The organism is Corynebacterium evansiae (genome assembly GCF_027570065.1).
Lineage (GTDB): Bacteria > Actinomycetota > Actinomycetes > Mycobacteriales > Mycobacteriaceae > Corynebacterium > Corynebacterium evansiae.
Genome location: NZ_JAKMUT010000001.1, coordinates 36,801 through 55,217 on the forward strand (window position 1 = coordinate 36,801; position 18,417 = coordinate 55,217).

Sequence of the window (18,417 nt, forward strand, 5' to 3'; positions counted from 1 at the left end):
CTTGTGGGAGTAAGAGGTGGGAAGGAATTAGTTGCGGGGCGCGGTGGAGCTACCAGTAGAGGAGCCACCACCGGAGAACAGTGAAGTCAGCCACTCCCACAACATGCGGAAGAACTCGACCAGCGGAGCGAAGGGCTTAGTCGCCGTGGCGTTGGAGCCGCTCGGCGCAACACTGTTGGAGCTGCCGTTAGAGCTACCGCTGGAATTGCCAGTCTTGTCCGGAGTGTCCTCGTCAGGCTTGTCATTGTCGCCCGGCTTATCGGTCTCACCTGGCTTGTCGGCGCCGCCCGCCACAGTCACGGTTGTTGCGGTGCGGGAGACTTCCTTGCCTTCGGTGTTGTGGAACACCGCGGTGAGTTCTTGGGCGCCGGCGCGATTCCACAGCACGTCAAACTCTGCGATGCCTTCAACGACTGGGATACGGATCGGCTCGCCGTCCTTGGTGACCTTCTTGCCATCGATAAGGACCTCGAGGAAGCCCGTCACGCCGTGACGGTCACCTGCATCTGGAGTGAGAGTCGCAGTGTAGTTCGTCTTCTCGCCCTTTTCGGCGGTATTGGGGCCGGTGAGAGCGATATCGACGCTACTTACTGCAGGCGCAGCGACCTTGACGTTGATTGTGGTTTCCGCGCGCTGCGCGTCAGCCGGGTTCGCAGGGGCGAAGGTGACAGGGACTTCGAAGTCTCCCTCGCGGGGGAACACCAGTGGCAGAGTGACGGTTCCTGCGCCTTCCTGAACCTCTGCGGAAGTACGGCGTCCGTCAATCACGGCAGTCACGGTGCCAGCCGCAGCCGGGTCAACGGTTACGGTGGTTGGCACCTCAACCAGCGGCTGGACGTCCGTCGGCGCGTTGACCTCAAGCTGGGTCTCTGGGGCGCCCTGCACCTGTACAGTCAACACATCCTCGGCCGGGGTTTGGGTCTCATCCGCCGGAATGAACTTGGCCTCCACCCGGAACTCGCCAGCACGGTCTGGGGTGAACTCCACGGTCGCGCGGTGCTCTTCCAGCGTGCGGGTGATCCGCTCGCCATCGATGAGGAACTCAACCTTGCCTTCGGCCTGCTCCGTGTTCTCTGCAGGGGTGACGGTGGCGTTAATGCTTACCGGCTGCCCGGGGCGAACCGGGCCGGTGTGGTCCGCGCCAAGCTCGATCGTCGTGCCGGTGACGGCATCGATCGTGATCGGTGCGCTCGCCGTACCCGCTGCGAATGCACTGCGCGGGGCGGGGGTGAACTCCGCGGTGATCTGCTGTTCCCCAGGGGTCGAACCGGTGGGCAGCTCAGCGGTGGCGGCCCCAGCGTCTACCTTCGTCGTCGCCGTCGCATCACCCAAACGGAAGCGAACCGAACCCTCGGCGCTCTCCGCCACGGTGGCCTTCACCTCTACGCGCGAACGTGCCGGAGCATTTTCAGGAGCCTCGACGCTCAGGCCAGCGTCCTGGCCTTCGACTGTCACGGTAGTGGTGGCCGAAGCCTCCTTGAACTCGCCGGCATTCTTCGGCTGGAAGCGTGCCATGACCTCGTGCTCGCCCGTGGTTGGGAACGTCAGCTCTGCGGTGGCCTTGCCATCAACCACCGGAGCGCTTGCCTTCAGGCCGCCGGAGGTGAACTCCACGGTTCCCTCAGCGGCTGGCTCGAGGCTTGCGGTCAGTTCGGTGGGCTTACCAGCTACCGGAGTGCCGCTGGCCTCGAGGTTCAGAGCCACCTCGGAAGCCTCAGCGACGTTGACGCTCGCCAGCTTGGAGGCCCGAGGGTCCAGCGGAGCCTTACTGTTCGCGCGGGGCGAGCACTGCACCGGAGCCCAGATGGTGCCGACCAGCGGAGCGGATACCTTGCCCAGCATCGTCAGGAAGTTCTCGTCCCTAGCGAAGGTGCCCGCCGCGCCCTGGGCGCGCACTCCCAGCGACTTTTCCCCAGCGGTCTTCGCCTTGAGGCGAAGTGTGATCTCAGGGAAGCGTAGATCGATCTTGGAGCCATTCATCGTGTACTTGATTCCGCCCTCGCGGTTGCGGGCAGAGTTCGGGCCATTGCCGATGGTGGCATTGTCTGCACTGGTTACGCGGAGGAACTGGCCGGTGGCGCTGGGGCGACCCGCATCATCCACCTGGATGACCTTCATGCCCTTCAAGTTGGACTTCGAGTCGTCGATATCCGCGCCGAGGAACTCCACGCCTGCCGGCAGAGCGAGATCCAGCTTCAACCGGCTCGCGCTCTCCATCTTTGCGCCCATCGGAAGTGCCGGCAGTTCGACCTCTACCGGGTCGATGGAGAATGCGGTGCGGAACTCCTCGCCGATCCGGACACTCTTTGGGGCATCAATGTTGACGGTGACATTTTCTGTGCTGAATTCCTGTGGCCCCGCCAGGCTTGTGGAAGGGGTTGCTTGGCAGCTGAGTGAGATACCGGCGCTGGTGGTCTCGGCAGTGGATGCGGCAGAGGTTAAGAGCAGACCGCCCGTGACTAGTCCAAGCACGGCGGTCGTGGAGATGATCTTTTTCATCCCACTCCTTATGAGTTCTAGAAAGGTGAGTAGAGGCTTTCTGCAGGGTGCTGAAAACTTAGAGGGTAGTTAAGCAGAGCTAACTGAAAACTGTCAATAGGATGAGATTTGATCAGTTGATTTGATGCTTGGATACGCCCGCGCCTGCGGCTGGGGCTGTCTCAGTGGGTGCCTCAGCGCTGCCGCCTTCGTCGATCGACTTGCGGCTCAGAATCACCGTCGAGATCGTCATCACTGCAATGGCGGTTGCCATGTAGGCGTACTCCCAGCCGTCAATCTGGAACTTCTCGCCCAGTACGATGTAGCCCAGAACGAACGCCACAAGTGGCTCCACCACTGTCATCGCGGGCAAGGAGTTCTTCAGTGGCCCGGCGTTAAATGAGGCCTGCTGCACCGCCGTGCCGATCGCCGCGAAGGCGATCAAAGTCCACAGCTCCCAGGAGGCCAGCAGCGCGGCCATCCCGAAATCGCGGAAAATATCCACCACGGCTTTCGAAAGCACGGCGACATATCCCATGATCGCGCCGGTGATGGACCCCAGCACCAACGCGCGCAGCGCGGCTGCCTGCTCCAGCGCATACACAAAGAACGCCAGCAGGATCACTGCGCCGATGCTCAGGCACACTAGCCACACGCTCAGGTCTGGCTCGCGGTGCCCAGGCGCCGGATTGCCACGCACAACGAGGATGGCCACTGCGGCCGTCAAAAGCCCTGCCCATGCTGTTTCGGACGCCGATATTCGCCGCCCGTCGTATTTCGCCGACAGTGGCAGTGTGAACATCAGGGAGAGTACGAGGATCGGCTGCACCACCAGCAGCGTTCCGAATGCCAGTGCCACGATCTGCAGGAGGTATCCGAACAGGGCGCTGGCCACGCCGACCCACCACATTGGCTGCTTGATGGCATCCCAGATGGCGCCGCTGCGGTTCTCTCCGGAGGCGACGGCGATGCGGTGGCGCACCACCGTCCCCCAGGCGATGGTGAGCGCGGATCCTAGCGCGAAAACAACTGCGAGAGCGTTGTTTTCGAGCATCGTGCCCCCTCACCTCTTTGGCGTCTTGTTGGTTCGTCTACTTCTTGGCTAGTCACACTGTGCCGCGCCGGGTGGGCGCGCTGACCGCTTACGTTGATGCGTCATTTTGTGCGCTTCGTACCCTGGGTACTTTATCGGACGCCGGAGGCTGCACCGGGTATTAGTCCGCGACGCGCGTGTTACGTATGTGACGCATGTGGTTTGCTGAAGAGGTGGCGTCATAAAGTAAAAAAGAGTTACGCGAACCCTAGCCCCAGGGAAACAGACAAAGTAGTCTAAAGTTTGATTAAGACTAGACCCGGAAGGTGGCAACAACCAGTGGCGCTCATCGTTCAGAAATACGGCGGCTCCTCGCTGGAAAGCGCGGAGAGGATCCGGCGCGTAGCCGAGCGAATCGTGGAAACCAAAAAGCAGGGCAACGACGTGGTCGTCGTCTGCTCCGCAATGGGAGACACCACCGATGACCTGCTGGAACTCGCTGAGCAGGTAAACCCCGTGCCGCCCGCGCGCGAGATGGATATGCTGCTGACCGCCGGTGAGCGCATCTCCAACGCACTGGTGGCCATGGCTATCGCCTCCTTCGGCGCGGAGGCGCAGTCCTTCACCGGATCGCAGGCAGGCGTGCTGACTACCGAACGGCACGGCAATGCGCGCATCGTGGATGTCACCCCCGGCCGCGTGCAGGAAGCTCTGGACGAAGGGAAAATCTGCCTCGTCGCAGGCTTCCAAGGCGTGAACCGCGAAACGCGCGACGTGACCACACTTGGACGCGGCGGCTCAGATGCTACCGCAGTCGCCCTGGCTGCGGCGCTTAACGCCGACGTGTGCGAGATCTATTCTGACGTCGACGGCGTGTACACCGCGGACCCGCGCATCGTGCCGGACGCTCAAAAGCTCGACACGATCTCTTTCGAAGAAATGCTGGAGATGGCAGCCGTCGGCGCGAAGGTGCTGATGCTGCGCAGCGTGGAATACGCCCGCGCGTTCGACGTGCCCCTGCGTGTCCGCTCCTCGTATAGCACCGACATCGGCACCCTCGTCTCTGGATCAATGGAGGATATTCCCATGGAAGAAGCAGTACTCACCGGCGTGGCACACGACCGCTCCGAGGCCAAGATCGCCGTTCTCGGCATCCCGGACTCTCCCGGGGAGGCAGCGAAGGTCTTCCGCGCCGTCGCCGACGCTGAGATCAACATCGACATGGTTGTGCAGAACATCAGCAAGATCGACAACAACCGCACCGACATCACCTTCACCTGCCCGCGTACCGACGCCACCCGCGCAATGCAACTGCTGAAGGGGATTAAGGAACAGAACGACTGGCAGGACCTTATCTTCGACGACCACGTGGGCAAGGTCTCCCTGGTCGGCGCGGGCATGAAGTCCCACCCCGGCGTGACCGCCGACTTCTGCGAGGCGCTACGTGACGCGGGCGTGAACATCGAACTGATCAGTACCTCCGAGATCCGCATCTCCGTACTGATCCGCGACACCGACGTGGATAAGGCCGTGCGCGCCATCCACGACCGCTTCCAGCTGGGCGGCGACGAAGAAGCCACCGTGTACGCTGGGACGGGACGCTAAAACAGCAGCTTAAGCAGATAGAAGAGGTAGATCCCCGAATGACCACCATCGCTGTCGTCGGAGCCACCGGCCAAGTCGGTCGCGTTATGCGCGACATCCTCGTCGAGCGGAACTTCCCGGCGGACAAGGTACGATTCTTCGCCTCCTCCCGCTCCGCGGGTAAGGAGCTGGAATTCCGCGGCGAGCAGATCGTCATCGAGGACGTCGCAGCCACCGCCACCGAGGACCTACGCGGCATCGACATCGCGCTGTTCTCCGCAGGCGGCGGAACCTCCCGCGAGCACTCCCCGCGCTTCGCCGAGGCCGGCGCGATCGTCGTGGACAACTCCTCGGCCTTCCGTAAGGACCCGGAAGTCCCGCTGGTCGTCTCCGAGGTGAACCCGCAGGACGTCAAGAACCCGCCCAAGGGCATCATCGCCAACCCGAACTGCACCACCATGGCCGCCATGCCTGTCATGGGTGCACTGCACAAGGCGGCGGGCCTGAAGCAGATGCACGTCAGCTCCTACCAGGCCGTTTCCGGCTCCGGGCTGGCCGGCGTGGACGCGCTGGTGCGCCAGGTGCTGGACAACCTGGTCGCCACCGAGAACACCATTGACGACGAGGGGCTGCGCAAGCTGGTGCACGACGGCTCCGCCCTCAAGGCCGGAGACCTGGGTCCCTACGTGGAGCCCATCGCCTTCAACGCCCTGCCGCTGGCCGGCAACCTGGTGGACGACGGCTCCGAGGAGACCGACGAAGAGCAGAAGCTGCGCAACGAATCCCGCAAGATCCTGGGAATCCCCGAGCTGCGCGTTGCCGGCACCTGCGTGCGTGTGCCTGTCTTCACCGGCCACACCATGACCATCCACGCGGAATTCGACCGCGAAATCACCCCGGACACCGCCCGCAAGCTGCTGGCCGAAACCCCGGGCGTGAAGGTCGTGGACGTGCCCACCCCGCTGGCTGCCACGGGCATCGACGAGAGCCTGGTCGGCCGCATCCGCCAGGATCAGACCGTCGACGGAAACCGCGGCCTGGTGCTGGTCGTCGCGGGCGATAACCTGCGCAAGGGTGCCGCTCTGAACACCATCCAGATCGCGGAGCTGCTGGTCTAACCGCACCCTGCTGCACCGCGCCCGAGCCAAACGGCGGTCGCGGTGTCTAGCGCTGCGCCGCGGTACGCCAGCGCCCCGTGCGACCGACCGGGCCGCCAGCCCCAGCTCTCCGCCGCTAGGCCTCGCTACCGCAGCACCCCGGCGCACACGGCTTGCCGTTGAACGTGCGGCCGAAGTCCGGAACCGTCGCCAGCTCGCCGACCACCTTCGCCGCCAAATCGCGCGCGGCCTGCTGATCTTCAGAGAGGTTGGCGCTGGGGGCGTCACTACCAACAACAAGATCAACCACCATCCCCGCGAAACCGGCGGTCAAACCCGGGGTGGCAACGCGCACGAAGGGGATGCCCGCCTTTGCTGCGGCATCGCGGGCCTCCGTATCCAGATCCCACTTGACCTCCATGTGGTCGGTGATGAAGCCGACCGGGCACAGCACAATTGCGCGCTTATTGCCGGACTCCGCACGTGCCTCGATGTGGTCGCACACGTCCGGCTCCAGCCACGGCACATGCGGCGAACCCGAGCGCGACTGCCACACCAGCTCGACGTCCAGGTCGGTGCCGGTACCCACATCCACACCCACAGTCTCACCCGTGTGCGCAGGCCCATCCCCACGGCCTCCCACGTTTTCGTGGCGGGAAAGCCGGCCAGTCCAGCCGTAATCCGCGCCACTACCAGGGGTGTTAGCGAAGCTACTGGCCTGCTGGATCAAACGCGAGGCATCCAGCACCTGCTGGGAGTACAGATTCCCGCCGAACTTGTGCGGGCCCGCAGCCTTATCCGCCACCGTCGGCACCGAATGCGCCGTGAAAACCAGGTCGGCCTGCGCGGCGGTCTCCTCGCCGTGCGCGGCGCGCAGCTGCTCGCGTGCCGTATCCACGGCTCGGGCGAACTCCGCGATGAACGTTGGGTGGCGGTGGAACTGCGGCAGGCGCTCCACCTTCGGGGCCTCCAGGCCGGTCTCCTCGCAGGCAGCGATGGCACGGCGCAGATCCTCCTGATACTGCGAGCAACCCGAGTAACCGCCCCACGCGCTGGTGGCGAAGACGTACACATGGCGGATGCCGTCGCGGGACATCTGCTGCAGCGCATCCTCGACGTAGGGCTCCCAGTTGCGGTTGCCGAAGTACACGGGCAGGTCGATGTCGCGCCGGGCAAGCTCAGCCTCGATATTGCGGATCAGCTGCTTGTTTTGGTCGTTGATGGGGGAGCGGCCGCCGAGCGCAAAGTAATGCTCGCCGACCTTCTCCAAACGTTCGCGGGGGATACCGCGGCCGCGCGTGACGTTCTCCAGGAAGGGGACCACGTCCTCGGCCTTCTCCGGGCCGCCGAAAGACAGCAACAGGAGGGCGGAATCGGGGGCAATGGAGGGAGTGTTAGCGCTCGTGCTCATGTTTATCAGCCTAGCCCGTTGGCCCTGTGGTTCCTTAAACGCGCCGCGGCGCGTGGCTGTACCCGGGTTAGGCTACGCCGAAGCGGCGCTTGTTGTTCTTCTTTGTGACGCCACCTCGTCCCTCGCCAGCCATCTCAACCAGGTCGGCGCGGGCGCGGGCAACGCGGGAGCGGATCGTGCCCACGCGGACGTTGGCGATCTTCGCGGCCTCGGCGTAGGTGTAGCCCAGCACCTGCGTGAGGATCAGAGCCTCGCGGCGTTCCGCCTCCAGCTGGTCGATGAGAGCGCGAGTGTCCACCCACTCGGCCCAGCTCTGCCCGCCAGTGGTTTCGGCAGCGGGGGTGGCGCTGGTGGCGTCCTCAATCTCCGTGGCGGAACTGCGGGGGCGGGCCATATCGTGGCGTACGCTATCGACCCACACGCGGCGGGCGAGGGAGAGGATCCAAGTGCGGGCCGTGGAGCGGGCGGCGAAGCGCGGCAGGGCGCTCAAAACGCGCAGGTAGGTCTCCTGCGTGAGGTCGTCCGCGCGGTCAGTATCGGCCAGGTGAGCCAGCAGGCGCCACACGTCGTCGTGCGTGGCGGAAATGAATTCTGTCAACGCCTGGCGGTCGCCGCTGGCGGCGCGCAGGGCGAGGTCGGTCACAGCGGCATCGTGCGCCTGACTGCTGGTCACCTGGCTGGTCATGGACAAAGCCTAGCACGCGGGTGCGGAAATTCTGGCAAGGTGGATTGCATAGCCAAAGCTATTAGGTATCTGGAGGTACCCATGACTGCTACGAATAACGACGGCACCAATAACGACCCAATCACCACGGCCAAGGACGTCGCCTCCCGCGGCGTGTGCCCCTACTCCGGGGCGTCGACGAACGTGAACGGTTCCCCGGTCAGCACCGAGGAGCACTCCGCGACCGTGGGTCAGCAGGGGCCGCTGCTGCTTTCCGATGTGCACCTGGTGGAAAAGCACGCACACTTCAACCGCGAGCGCATCCCGGAGCGCAACGTGCACGCTAAGGGCTCCGGCGCCTTCGGTGAGCTGACCATCACCGAGGACGTTTCCAAGTACACCAAGGCGGATCTGTTCCAGCCGGGGCGCGTGACTCCGATGCTGGCCCGCTTCTCCACCGTCGCGGGCGAGCAGGGCTTCCCCGATGCGGTGCGCGACGTGCGCGGATTCTCGCTGAAGTTCTACACTCAGCAGGGCAACTACGACATCGTGGGCAACAACACCCCGGTGTTCTTCCTGCGCGACGGCATTAAGTTCCCGGACTTCATCCGTTCTCAGAAGCGCCTGGCGGATTCCGGCCTGCGTTCCGCGGACATGCAGTGGGATTTCTGGACCCGCTCCCCGGAGACCGCGCACCAGGTGACCTACCTGATGGGCGACCGCGGCATCCCGACGGACTTCCGCCACATGGACGGCTTCGGCTCCCACACCTACCAGTGGATCAACGCCGCCGGCGAGCGTTTCTGGGTGAAGTACCACTTCAAGACCCGCCAGGGCTGGGACTTCTACACCGACGAGGAAGCCGCCAAGGTCGTTGCTTCCGGCAACTTCGATTCCTCCCGCCAGGATCTTTATGACGCCATCGAACGCGGCGATTACCCGACGTGGGATGTGAAGGTGCAGATCATGCCTGTCGCCGAGGCGGAAGATTACCGCTGGAACCCGTTTGACCTGACGAAGACCTGGTCGCAGAAGGATTACCCGCTGATTCCGGTCGGCCACTTCACGCTGAACGAGAACCCGCAGAACTTCTTTGCCCAGATCGAGCAGGCCGCCTTCGCACCATCGAACCTGGTGCCGGGCATTGGGCTGTCTCCGGACAAGATGCTGTTGGCTCGTGCCTTCGCCTACGCCGATACGCAGCGTTACCGCCTGGGCGTGAATTTCCACCAGCTGCCTTCCAACCGTTCCGTCGTGGCGGAGAAAAACTACTACACCGCCAAGGACGGCGCGGGTAACCAGGAGTTCCCGCCGGCCGGCACCCCGGTGTACTCCCCGAATCGCTTCGAGCGCGGCGAGGGCACAAACGACGTCAACGACGGCTCCGGTGCCGTCGAGCAGGGCGTGGCCGCCGGTGAGTCCCAGTACGGCTTCGGCCGTGGCCAGGAATCCGCCGTGACCGCCGCTGAGGAGCTGGGTCTGTTCGACGATCTGCACGGCACCGACCTGACCCGTGGAGCTTATGTCCGCCACCCGGAGGACGACGACTTCATCCAGGCGGGTCAGCTGGTGCGCGAGGTTCTGGATGACGCCGCCCGGGAGCGCCTGGCAAACAACATCGCAGGCGCGATGGACGGTGTGTCTGACCAGGTGGCTGAGCAGTGCTGGACCTACTGGGGCAAGGTCGACGAGAACCTGCGCGACCGGGTGAAGGAAATCTTCACCGGCAAGTAGCCGCCACTGGCCGCAGCGCGGCGCCCACCGGTTCGCGTAGGCTGGGCGCCGCAACGAATCAAACAGCAACTAACGACGACCAACGACAGTTTTGGCGAAAGGATTGGTTCACTCATGAGCGACGCACTGTACACAGCAAAGGCACTTTCTACCGGTGGCGGCCGCGATGGCCACGTCGCCACCGACGACCGCCAGATCGACCTGGACGTTCGCCCGCCGCAGGCACTGGGAGGCTCCGGCGAGGGCACGAACCCGGAGCAGCTGGTCTCTGCAGGCTGGGCCGCCTGCTTCAACGGCGCCCTGCAGAAGACCATCAAGGAGGCTGGCGTGGACATGAGCCAGTCCCCGGAGGTCGCCGTCGAGACCACCCTGAACAAGGTTCCGGAGGGCTTCCACCTGTCCGCGAAGATCACCGCCACCGTCTTCGGCGTGGATCAGGCCAAGGCCGACGAGCTGGTTGCGGATGCTCACGCATTCTGCCCCTATTCCAAGGCAATGCGCGGCGAGATCGACGTTGAGGCCGTCGCCGTCGTCGGCTAGTTCCGCTGCTAAAGCAGAAACGAGTCCGCCCCCACCAAGGAAGTGGGGGCGGACTCGTTTTCTATTGGCGCTACTTGGGCTCCTTCGCCTTCTGACCACCGGACAACGGCACGGTGTGATCCCAGTGCGTCGCATGCAGCGCGCGGCCCATCACGTATGAACCGACGGCGCCGATCACCAGCAGCGCAGTGATGGCGACGATCGCGCGGATCAACTCGCCCAGCACAAACCCTTCCGTCGACCAGGAGTAAACCAGGTTGGCGCTGATCAGCAGGGGAAGCCCCACGCCGACAGCTGGACCGACCATGTTGACCTGACTGAGGGCGTCCGGAGCAAGGTACATCGCGCGGGCAGAAACAAAGATGAAGATCGCCCCGAGAATGGCGAGCACACCCGCGGTAATCGCGCCGAGCCAACCCGGCTCGCTGAACTCGACCATTTCGCCGGCGGCGGCGAGGATTGTTGTGGACATTTAGCGCCTCCCTCGAGAAATGATGCGGGCATAAGCGATCGTCGACAGCGCGCCGAACAGGCCGGCGAACAGTGCGACCTCATAGGTGATCGCCGTGCGGTGGAAGATCGAATAACACAAAAACAGGCCGGCCATCGCCATAAACACCATGTCGGAAAGGACGGCGCGGCGGGCGTCATTATGCGTAGAAACAGCGCGCCACAGCACCGTAAACAGCGCGACAACAACAATGGCGGCGGCGATGCCCACCAGGATATTTAGTAGGTCCCTGGGCTCCATCTACTTGCCTTCCTTCGGGTTGTTCTTCGGATACAACGGGTCGTACAAGGTCTCTCCCGGTTTGGTGCGGCCTTCCTGGTCGGGTTTGGACGCCCCCAGGTTGTCCCCGCGGAAAGTATCAATATCGGGGGTTGCATTGGAGATCCGAGCCTTGGCGCGCTCGGCGTTTCGGCGGGCGATCTCGTAGCGCTCCTTGCGATCCATGTCGCGCACGTCGGAGGGGTTCTTCTCCTCCTCGTCGGACTGCAGGATCGCGGCGACGAAAGCGGCGGCGTGCGGGGTGGAATCCACCTTCTCCACGTCGAAGACCGTCTCGTCGGATGCGCGGCCACCGCGCGAACCGCGGAAGCCACGCGGGCCTGGGCGGCCCTTCTCCACCAGGTACTGCACGTCGAAGTGCAGCGGCTTATCCTTCACCGACGGGGCGAGGTGCTCCTCCATGTCCGCCAGGCTGGCCAGGAGTTCTTCCGGGTCCGCGCCGTACATGGCGTGTACCGCGAGGAAGCGCTGGACGTGGTCCAGGCCGTGGGTGTTGAACTCCGAGCGGGCCACGGCGAAGGCATCCTTAGAGCTGCGCTCGCCGGCGGCTGCGTCGTAGTCGACCTCCTTCGGGCCGGTCACGCCCAGGGACAGCGTGCCGGGGGTCATGGTGATCGAGGCGATGAGGGCCGCGATGTCCCGCTCGCTGGTCACGCGCAGCGGGTAGTAGATCACCACCGGCGCGATGTTGCGGCCGGTGCCGAGGGTATCGGTCGCCATGACGACCGACTCCTTGATGATCTGCCCGACCAGCCAGGCGGCGTACTTCAGCGCGTGGCCGGTGGACTTCACTGCTTGGACAATACTGAACTTTGCCATGGCTTAGTGGCCCTTCCCGTCCTGAGCCTGCTGCTCCTTGTCGGTGTTTACGTTGGCTTTGGCGCTGGCGGCGGCGTTGGCTTCGGTGTCGACGTTATCCAATCCGCTCGGCCCGGGCGGCAGGACCGTGCCGACGGCCTCATCCGGATCGCCGAGGACTGCCTCGACATAAGCGGTCGTGTCGGTCAGGTTATCGGCGGCCTTGTTGACCTGCTGGAAGACCGGCCCGGCGCCGATGAACATGCCCACGGAAATCAGCATCATGACTGCGGACGGCCACACGTAGCGGCGCGGTACGCGCAGCTCCGGGTCGGCCTCGTTGGCGTTCATCTGACGGCCCCAGAACACCTCGCGCCACACGTAGATCATGGAGACCAGAGCGCCGATGGAAGAAACGATGATCGCGCCGATGGCCAACCAGGTCTTCCACGTGCCGTCCTGGGCCACGCCGAAGACCAGCGCCAGCTTGCCCCACAGGCCGGAGAACGGCGGCAGGCCAACGATCGCCAGCGCACCCGCCGCGAAGACGACAGCGACGAAGCGGTCGCGGCGCATCAGCCCGGAGAGCTTGCGCACGCGGCCCGAACCGTAGGTCTCCTCGATCGCGCCGGAGGCCATGATGAGGGATCCGGCGACGATCATGTGGTGCAGCATGTAGAACAGTGCTGCGCTGAGCATGAGACGGGCATCGTTGCTGAGGAAAGCCAGTCCAATCAGCATGAATGGGATGCCGTTGACCATCTGGTAGGCGATCACGCTGCGCATCGTGGTTTCGCCCAGGCCGGCGAAGCCGCCGATCAGCATGCCCAGCACTACGATCACCAGGATTGCCCAGGACCAGGCGGGGTCGCCCTCGAAGATGGTCAGGTACACACGGAAGATCGCGTAGATGCCGACCTTGGTGTGCAGGCCGGAGAACAGCGCCATCACGGCCGGGGAAGTAGACGGGTAGGCACGCGGCAGCCAGGTGTGGACCGGCGCCACGCCCGCCTTCACGGCCAGCGCCAGCAGAACCACGCCCAGCGGGACCACTAGCTGCCACTGGTTGCCGAAGACTCCTTCGGCAAACTCGGTGCCGCGGGGTCCGGCTGCACCCGCCAGGGCGGCGAGGTTGGTGGTGCCCACCACGCCGTAGACCAGCACCACGCCGCTCAGCAGCACCAGGGAGGTCACCAGGTTCACGATGATGAACATCCTGCCCGCCGCCAGGCGAGCCCACGTGCCGGTCATCGCCAGCAGGCCGAAGGAGGGCATCAGCATGACCTCGATGAACACGAACAGGTTGAACAAGTCCGCGGTCAGCAGCGCACCCCACACGCCGCCGATCAGCATGAGCGTGAGGGCGGGGTAGAAGCGGGTGCGCGTCTCGCCGACAACGTCGGCGAACCAGTTGGCGATCAGGGCGACGACGGAGGTCGTCAGGATCATAATGCCCGCCAGGTTGTCGGCGACCAGCGGGATGGAAATGCCGCCGACGAATCCACCGACGTTATCGACCAGCACAGTGTTCGGCTCGTTGACCTGCACCAGCACCCAGATGCCGCCGACGATGCCGAATGCCGGCACCAGCAGGCCCAGAGCGCGGCGGAGGCTCATCCACGGAGCCATCGCGGCAACGGCCGCAGCCAGCAGCGGGACGGCGATAAACAGACTGAGGAGGGAACCTTCGGTCATTACTTTTGCGCTCCCTTCTGATCGTTAGCACGTGCCTTGTTGGTGGGGCTGGCCGAGCCGGCAGACTTCGCTGCATCGGCTGACTGTGCGGTGGCTTCGTCCGGGCCGTCCTCGTCGGTGGTGGAGTGGACTTCCGTGTAGTCGTTCGCGCCGAGTTTCTTCTCCTCGTGCTCCTTGACCACACCGCCGTGGGCCTTGGCTTCTTCGTAGTTCTTCCAGCCCATCGTCTGCAGGGTGCGCAGGCGGCGGGAGGCGGTCTCCACGTCGTCGCTGCCGAATGTGTCGTCGTCGCGGCCCAGTGCGGCCATGGCCAGCATCACTGCGGTGGAGGCCATGGAGATCACGATTGCCGTCAGCACGAACGCCTGGGGTAGCGGGTCGGCTGCCTGCTCGGGGGTGGCGCGGTCCATCAGCGGATCCATGCGCCACGCGCCGATGCCAGCAGCGAGGATCAGGAGGTTAACCGCGTGGCTCATCAGCGTGATTCCCATGATGATGCGCAGCATTCCGCGCTGCATCACCAGGTACACGCCGCCGCCCATCAGGATGGCGATGATAGCTGCGATGATCACTGGTTCTCTCCCTTCTCCTCGTGCTGTTCTTGCTGTTCGGTGTTTTTCTTAGCGACGCCATCAGGCTCCGCAGCCTTAGCCTCAGCCCCATCCTTGACGTTCTTCACCGGCGCGCGGGCCGCTTCGCGCTCAGCTCGGTGGGCCTCTTCCTCCGCCTTCGCAGCAGCGGAGACCTGGGAGGGGTTGAGCGGGATGTTGCTGCCGCCGACAGTCACAGCCACAGGCGAGGGCTTCTTGGCGGGATCCGCCTTGCCCTCGATGGGCGTGGGGCGCTTGCCCTTGGAGTTCGGACCCATCTTCTGCGTGGCAGTCTGAGCGCGGAACTTAGACTTCAGCGTTGCCGGGTCAGTACCCGGGCGCTCGCGGCCGCCCATCTGGTTGATGACGATGACCACCAGGCCGAGCACTGCCAGGTACACGCCGCCGTCGAAGATCAGCGAGGTGGACACGTGCTGGCCCAAAATATCGGCGTGGATCGGCGCCAGGAAGCCGCCATGCAAGTAGCCGATCAGGCCAGTGATCAGCGCCATCGCTATGCCCGCGCCGACGAAGGTGTAGGCCACCTGGTCGGTGAACATCTTCTTGGCCCGGGCCTGAGCCAGGTAGTACATGAAGATGCCGCAGGCCGCGATCAGGGCGGCGACGAAGCCGCCGCCGGGGGACTGGTGGCCGCGCCAGAACGTGGCGGCGGACAGCAGCGCCAGAATCGGGATCAGCGGGTACATCGTCATCCGCGAGTTAATGGAGTTCAGGTGCGTGGAGCGCAGGTACTTGGAGTAGAACGGCGCCAGCTCCGGAACCTTGTGCACATCCGGGAAGCGGGTGGAACCCGGAGCGCGGAACAGCTCCGCGGTGGAACCCGGACCGTAACCCGGAACCGGGGAACGGGGGATGGACTTGATCAGTGCGGCGATGACGATGCCCGCCATGCCCAGCACCGTCAGCTCGCCCAAGGTATCGAAGGCACGGAACTCCACCAGGATGACGGCGACTACGTTATTGCCGCCGGAGATCTCCGGGGTGTTCTCCAAGTACCACTGCGCGATCGCAGGCTTCTCGTGGCGGCCGATGAGCAGCCACACGCCCAGGAAGGTAACCACGCCGACCAGCACCGCCAGAACTGTGGCGAAGCGGGTACGGTTTGCGCCCTCGCGCAGGTACAGGCGCGGCTGGTGGCGGATCACCAGCATCATGATGACGACCACGCAGAACTCGACCAACAACTGGGTGGTGGCCACGTCCGGTGCGCCTAGTGTCAGCATGACCCAGGAAACGCCCACGCCGACCACACCGACCAGCACCACGGAAGCCAGGCGCGAGCGAGTACCAATCATCACGAGCACACTCAAGCCGATAATCACCAGGCCAACGAGGTCCACGATGCTGTCGATCCCCTCGACACGCGGCGGCAGATCCGCCAGCCCCTCCAGGCGACCCGGCCCCAGCAGGGAGAAGCCCGCCAGCACAATCAGCGAGGCGAAGATCCACACCACGTGCCGGTTGGGGTTCACAGAGTTCGCCAGGCGGCCAAACGCACGGCCCACCTTGGTCGAGCGTTCGATGAATGCGGAGATCATCTCCGCGCCCGTTGCCACCCCGAGACGCTTGCCCTCGAGCGGCTGGAGCAGAGGGCGTCGATAAATAACAACAATGACGCCCGCGATCAGCACCGCGAGAGAGATCCAGAGCGCCACCGTCAGGCCGTGCCAGAGCGCCAGATGAGTGTGCGCGTCGCCCAGACCCGTGGCGTAAACCACGTGATCGAGAGTCTCGTCGAACACGCCCAGGAACGCGACACCCGGCAGGGAAAGCACGCCCGGCAGCACCGCCGGAATCCACAGGTTCGCCGGAGCCTCCTTGACGTGCGAGACATCCTTCGGTCCATCGACGAACGCACCCAGAACGTAGCGCGCGGAGTACACGAAAGTGGCCAGCGCGCCGATGCCAGCCGCGATCAGCAGGGCGATCACGCCGGTGTTGTTAAACGGCGCCTCCTCAAACGCGGTGAGCATGCCCTCCTTCGACACAAAGCCGAAGGTCGGGGGAATAGCAGCCATTGACGCCGCCGCGATCACAGCGGACACAAAAGTAAAGGGCATCTGGCGCCACAGCGGACCCAGGCGACGAATGTCACGCGACCCGGCCTGGTGATCCACCACGCCGGCGATCATGAACAGCGAGGACTTGAACAGCGCGTGGGCGGCCGTGTGAACCAGCGCGGCGCTGATGGCGAAAGGAGTACCCACGCCGATGGTGGCGACGATCCAGCCCAGCTGGGAGACCGTGGAGTAGGCCGTGAGCTTCTTCAGGTCCGTTTTCTGGATGGCGAACACGGCGCCCATGATGGCGGTGGTCATGCCGATGACGATCAGCAGGACGTGCCAGGCCATCACGCCCTCGAACAGGCCGGAGAAGCGTAGCAGCAAGTACACGCCAGCCTTGACCACGGCGGCGGCGTGCAGGAAGGCGGAAACCGGGGTGTCCGCGGCCATTGCCTCCGGCAGCCAGAAGTGGAAGGGGATCTGCGCAGCCTTCGAGAACGCCGCCAGGGCGATGAGGACTGCGACGATGGCCAGGCGGACATCTTGGCCCTCCCAGGCGGGGGAGTGCAGCATCGCCGTGAGGTTCGTCGTTCCCGTGGTGATTACGCCGATGGCCAGGGCCGCCAGCAGGAACAGGCCGCCGACGAAGGTTAGGAGGAGGGTGCGGATGGAACCGGCCTCGCCGCCGGAGCCCGAGCGGGCGATGAGGAAGAACGAGGCCAGGGAGACCAGCTCCCAGCCGATGAACAGCAGGGCAACGTCGTCGGCCAGAACCAGCAGGAGGACTGCCAGCATGAAGGAGGTCATGAGCACGTAGAAGCTCATGATCTTGTCGCCCTTGTGCAGGTAAGCGGCGGAGTAGATGAACACGACGGCGCCGATGAGCAGCGCCAGGAGGGTGAAGAACAGGCCCAGGGAGTCCATCTTCAGGGCCAGCTCTAGCCCTCCTTCGCCCGCAGCGCCCGTGCCTGCTGCACCGCCTGCCACACCTGCACCGCTGCCGGCTGCGCCCGCACCGCTGCCTGCCGTGCCCGCTGCTCCGCCGGCGCCGGTGAAGAAGCCTTTGATCCAGGTGATGGACCAGGTGGCTGTCTCGCCGTTGAGTATCGGGTCGGCGTGCTTGATCACATATCCTGCGAGTCCCAGGAAGGTCAGGCCTAAGGGCCAACCGGCGTTTCGATCAAGTGTTTTGACCAGCAAGGGAACGAGGATGAGCGCCACCGCGACGGTGACGGGGATGGCAAGGAGAGCCACGTTGGTTCAACACCCCAATGTTTCTATAGTTGTTCGATCACCTTGAATATTCACTGAATAACCACGTACGGCATCACGGTGCCGTCGCAAAGCGACGACCTCGCGGAGCCGTGCTGAGCTCCGACATCAGAAGGTCGTGCTGAGCCGAACTAGATCGCGGGCCCAATGAGGCCTGAAGGTGTCAAAGTTATTCAAGTGATCCACTGGGGTGCCGGCAAAATAATTCCGGTCCATCACGACGCGACGTGATCGGAATAGTTATACGACGGTCACAGTTTATCAGGCGCCCCTTAGGACTGTTCAGGGTGCTTGGCCTGGCGCCCGAATGAGCAGGGGATTTGTCGGGGAGGCGCCGGGTGGGGTGCTGGCTGCGATTCTGGCTGCAGTTCTGGGTGCGGTTCTGGGTGCGGTTCTGGGTGCGGCGCGCAAAACGAGGGGGCGCTAAATGAGGAGCGCGCTGGGTGGTGCTGGGTGGTGCTGGGTAGGGCGCTGGGTGGTACTGGGTGATGCTGGGTAGGGCGCTGGGTGAGACTCTGGAGCTCTGAGTGAGGTGAAATGTCGTTAGAACGGGAATACGTGGTCTGCGGTGGTTCAAATAGGGTCGCACCGGGCTCAAAAGGCTCTCGATGGCGGTGAAATGTCGTTAGAACGGGAATGCGCGCAAGAGGTTGATGGGCATCAAAAAATGAAAACGCTCTGACCTGTACTTTTGCAAACTTGCAAAT

Annotated in this window: 14 protein-coding genes; 4 read left to right on the top strand and 10 right to left on the bottom strand. The window is 64.2% G+C overall.

Going from position 1 to position 18,417, the window contains the following annotated elements; all coding sequences use genetic code 11:
- Positions 1 to 27: 27 nt before the first annotated feature.
- Both L8V00_RS00155 and L8V00_RS00160 read right to left on the bottom strand, forming a co-directional pair.
- Positions 28 to 2,499, bottom strand: a complete 2,472-nt coding sequence (locus L8V00_RS00155) for an Ig-like domain-containing protein (RefSeq protein WP_269943884.1) — start codon at positions 2,497 to 2,499, stop codon at positions 28 to 30.
- 112 nt (positions 2,500 to 2,611) lie between these two features.
- Positions 2,612 to 3,532 carry a DMT family transporter gene (locus L8V00_RS00160; RefSeq protein ID WP_269943885.1) on the bottom strand — a complete coding sequence of 307 codons (921 nt, stop codon included), beginning with the start codon at positions 3,530 to 3,532 and terminating at the stop codon, positions 2,612 to 2,614.
- 318 nt (positions 3,533 to 3,850) lie between these two features.
- On the opposite strand from L8V00_RS00160, the gene L8V00_RS00165 reads away from it, so the two are divergent.
- Entirely contained in the window at positions 3,851 to 5,116 is a 1,266-nt protein-coding gene (locus L8V00_RS00165; RefSeq protein WP_035002878.1) for an aspartate kinase, read from the top strand.
- A gap of 38 nt (positions 5,117 to 5,154) precedes the next feature.
- Positions 5,155 to 6,213: an aspartate-semialdehyde dehydrogenase gene (locus L8V00_RS00170; RefSeq protein ID WP_070487767.1), complete on the top strand. Its 1,059-nt coding sequence runs from the start codon at positions 5,155 to 5,157 to the stop codon at positions 6,211 to 6,213.
- Positions 6,214 to 6,328: 115 nt separating this feature from the next.
- Here the strand turns inward: L8V00_RS00170 and L8V00_RS00175 are convergent, their stop codons facing one another.
- Both L8V00_RS00175 and L8V00_RS00180 read right to left on the bottom strand, forming a co-directional pair.
- Positions 6,329 to 7,603: a ferrochelatase gene (locus L8V00_RS00175; RefSeq protein WP_269943886.1), complete on the bottom strand. Its 1,275-nt coding sequence runs from the start codon at positions 7,601 to 7,603 to the stop codon at positions 6,329 to 6,331.
- A 67-nt stretch (positions 7,604 to 7,670) separates the two neighbouring features.
- Positions 7,671 to 8,288 (bottom strand): RNA polymerase sigma factor, encoded by a 618-nt coding sequence (locus tag L8V00_RS00180; protein ID WP_269943887.1) that lies wholly within the window; start codon positions 8,286 to 8,288, stop codon positions 7,671 to 7,673.
- A gap of 81 nt (positions 8,289 to 8,369) precedes the next feature.
- Here L8V00_RS00180 and L8V00_RS00185 point away from each other — a divergent pair, with 81 nt between their 5' ends.
- Positions 8,370 to 10,001, top strand: a complete 1,632-nt coding sequence (locus L8V00_RS00185) for a catalase (RefSeq protein ID WP_269943888.1) — start codon at positions 8,370 to 8,372, stop codon at positions 9,999 to 10,001.
- A 114-nt stretch (positions 10,002 to 10,115) separates the two neighbouring features.
- Complete coding sequence (locus L8V00_RS00190; RefSeq protein ID WP_269943889.1) at positions 10,116 to 10,541, top strand: organic hydroperoxide resistance protein; 426 nt, start codon at positions 10,116 to 10,118, stop codon at positions 10,539 to 10,541.
- A 70-nt stretch (positions 10,542 to 10,611) separates the two neighbouring features.
- Here the strand turns inward: L8V00_RS00190 and L8V00_RS00195 are convergent, their stop codons facing one another.
- From L8V00_RS00195 to L8V00_RS00220, 6 genes are read right to left on the bottom strand one after another with little or no spacing between them, the layout of a single operon-like run.
- Positions 10,612 to 11,013, bottom strand: a complete 402-nt coding sequence (locus L8V00_RS00195) for a Na+/H+ antiporter subunit G (protein ID WP_011274271.1) — start codon at positions 11,011 to 11,013, stop codon at positions 10,612 to 10,614.
- Positions 11,014 to 11,292 (bottom strand): monovalent cation/H+ antiporter complex subunit F, encoded by a 279-nt coding sequence (locus L8V00_RS00200; RefSeq protein WP_011274270.1) that lies wholly within the window; start codon positions 11,290 to 11,292, stop codon positions 11,014 to 11,016.
- Positions 11,293 to 12,150: a Na+/H+ antiporter subunit E gene (locus L8V00_RS00205; RefSeq protein WP_269943890.1), complete on the bottom strand. Its 858-nt coding sequence runs from the start codon at positions 12,148 to 12,150 to the stop codon at positions 11,293 to 11,295.
- A gap of 3 nt (positions 12,151 to 12,153) precedes the next feature.
- Entirely contained in the window at positions 12,154 to 13,824 is a 1,671-nt protein-coding gene (locus L8V00_RS00210) for a monovalent cation/H+ antiporter subunit D family protein (protein WP_269943891.1), read from the bottom strand.
- Positions 13,824 to 14,396: a cation:proton antiporter subunit C gene (locus L8V00_RS00215; protein WP_269943892.1), complete on the bottom strand. Its 573-nt coding sequence runs from the start codon at positions 14,394 to 14,396 to the stop codon at positions 13,824 to 13,826. Before L8V00_RS00215 ends, L8V00_RS00210 begins: the two co-directional genes overlap by 1 nt.
- Positions 14,393 to 17,692 (bottom strand): DUF4040 family protein, encoded by a 3,300-nt coding sequence (locus L8V00_RS00220; protein WP_269943893.1) that lies wholly within the window; start codon positions 17,690 to 17,692, stop codon positions 14,393 to 14,395. The genes L8V00_RS00215 and L8V00_RS00220 overlap by 4 nt, the downstream gene beginning before the upstream one ends.
- Positions 17,693 to 18,417 lie beyond the last annotated feature (725 nt).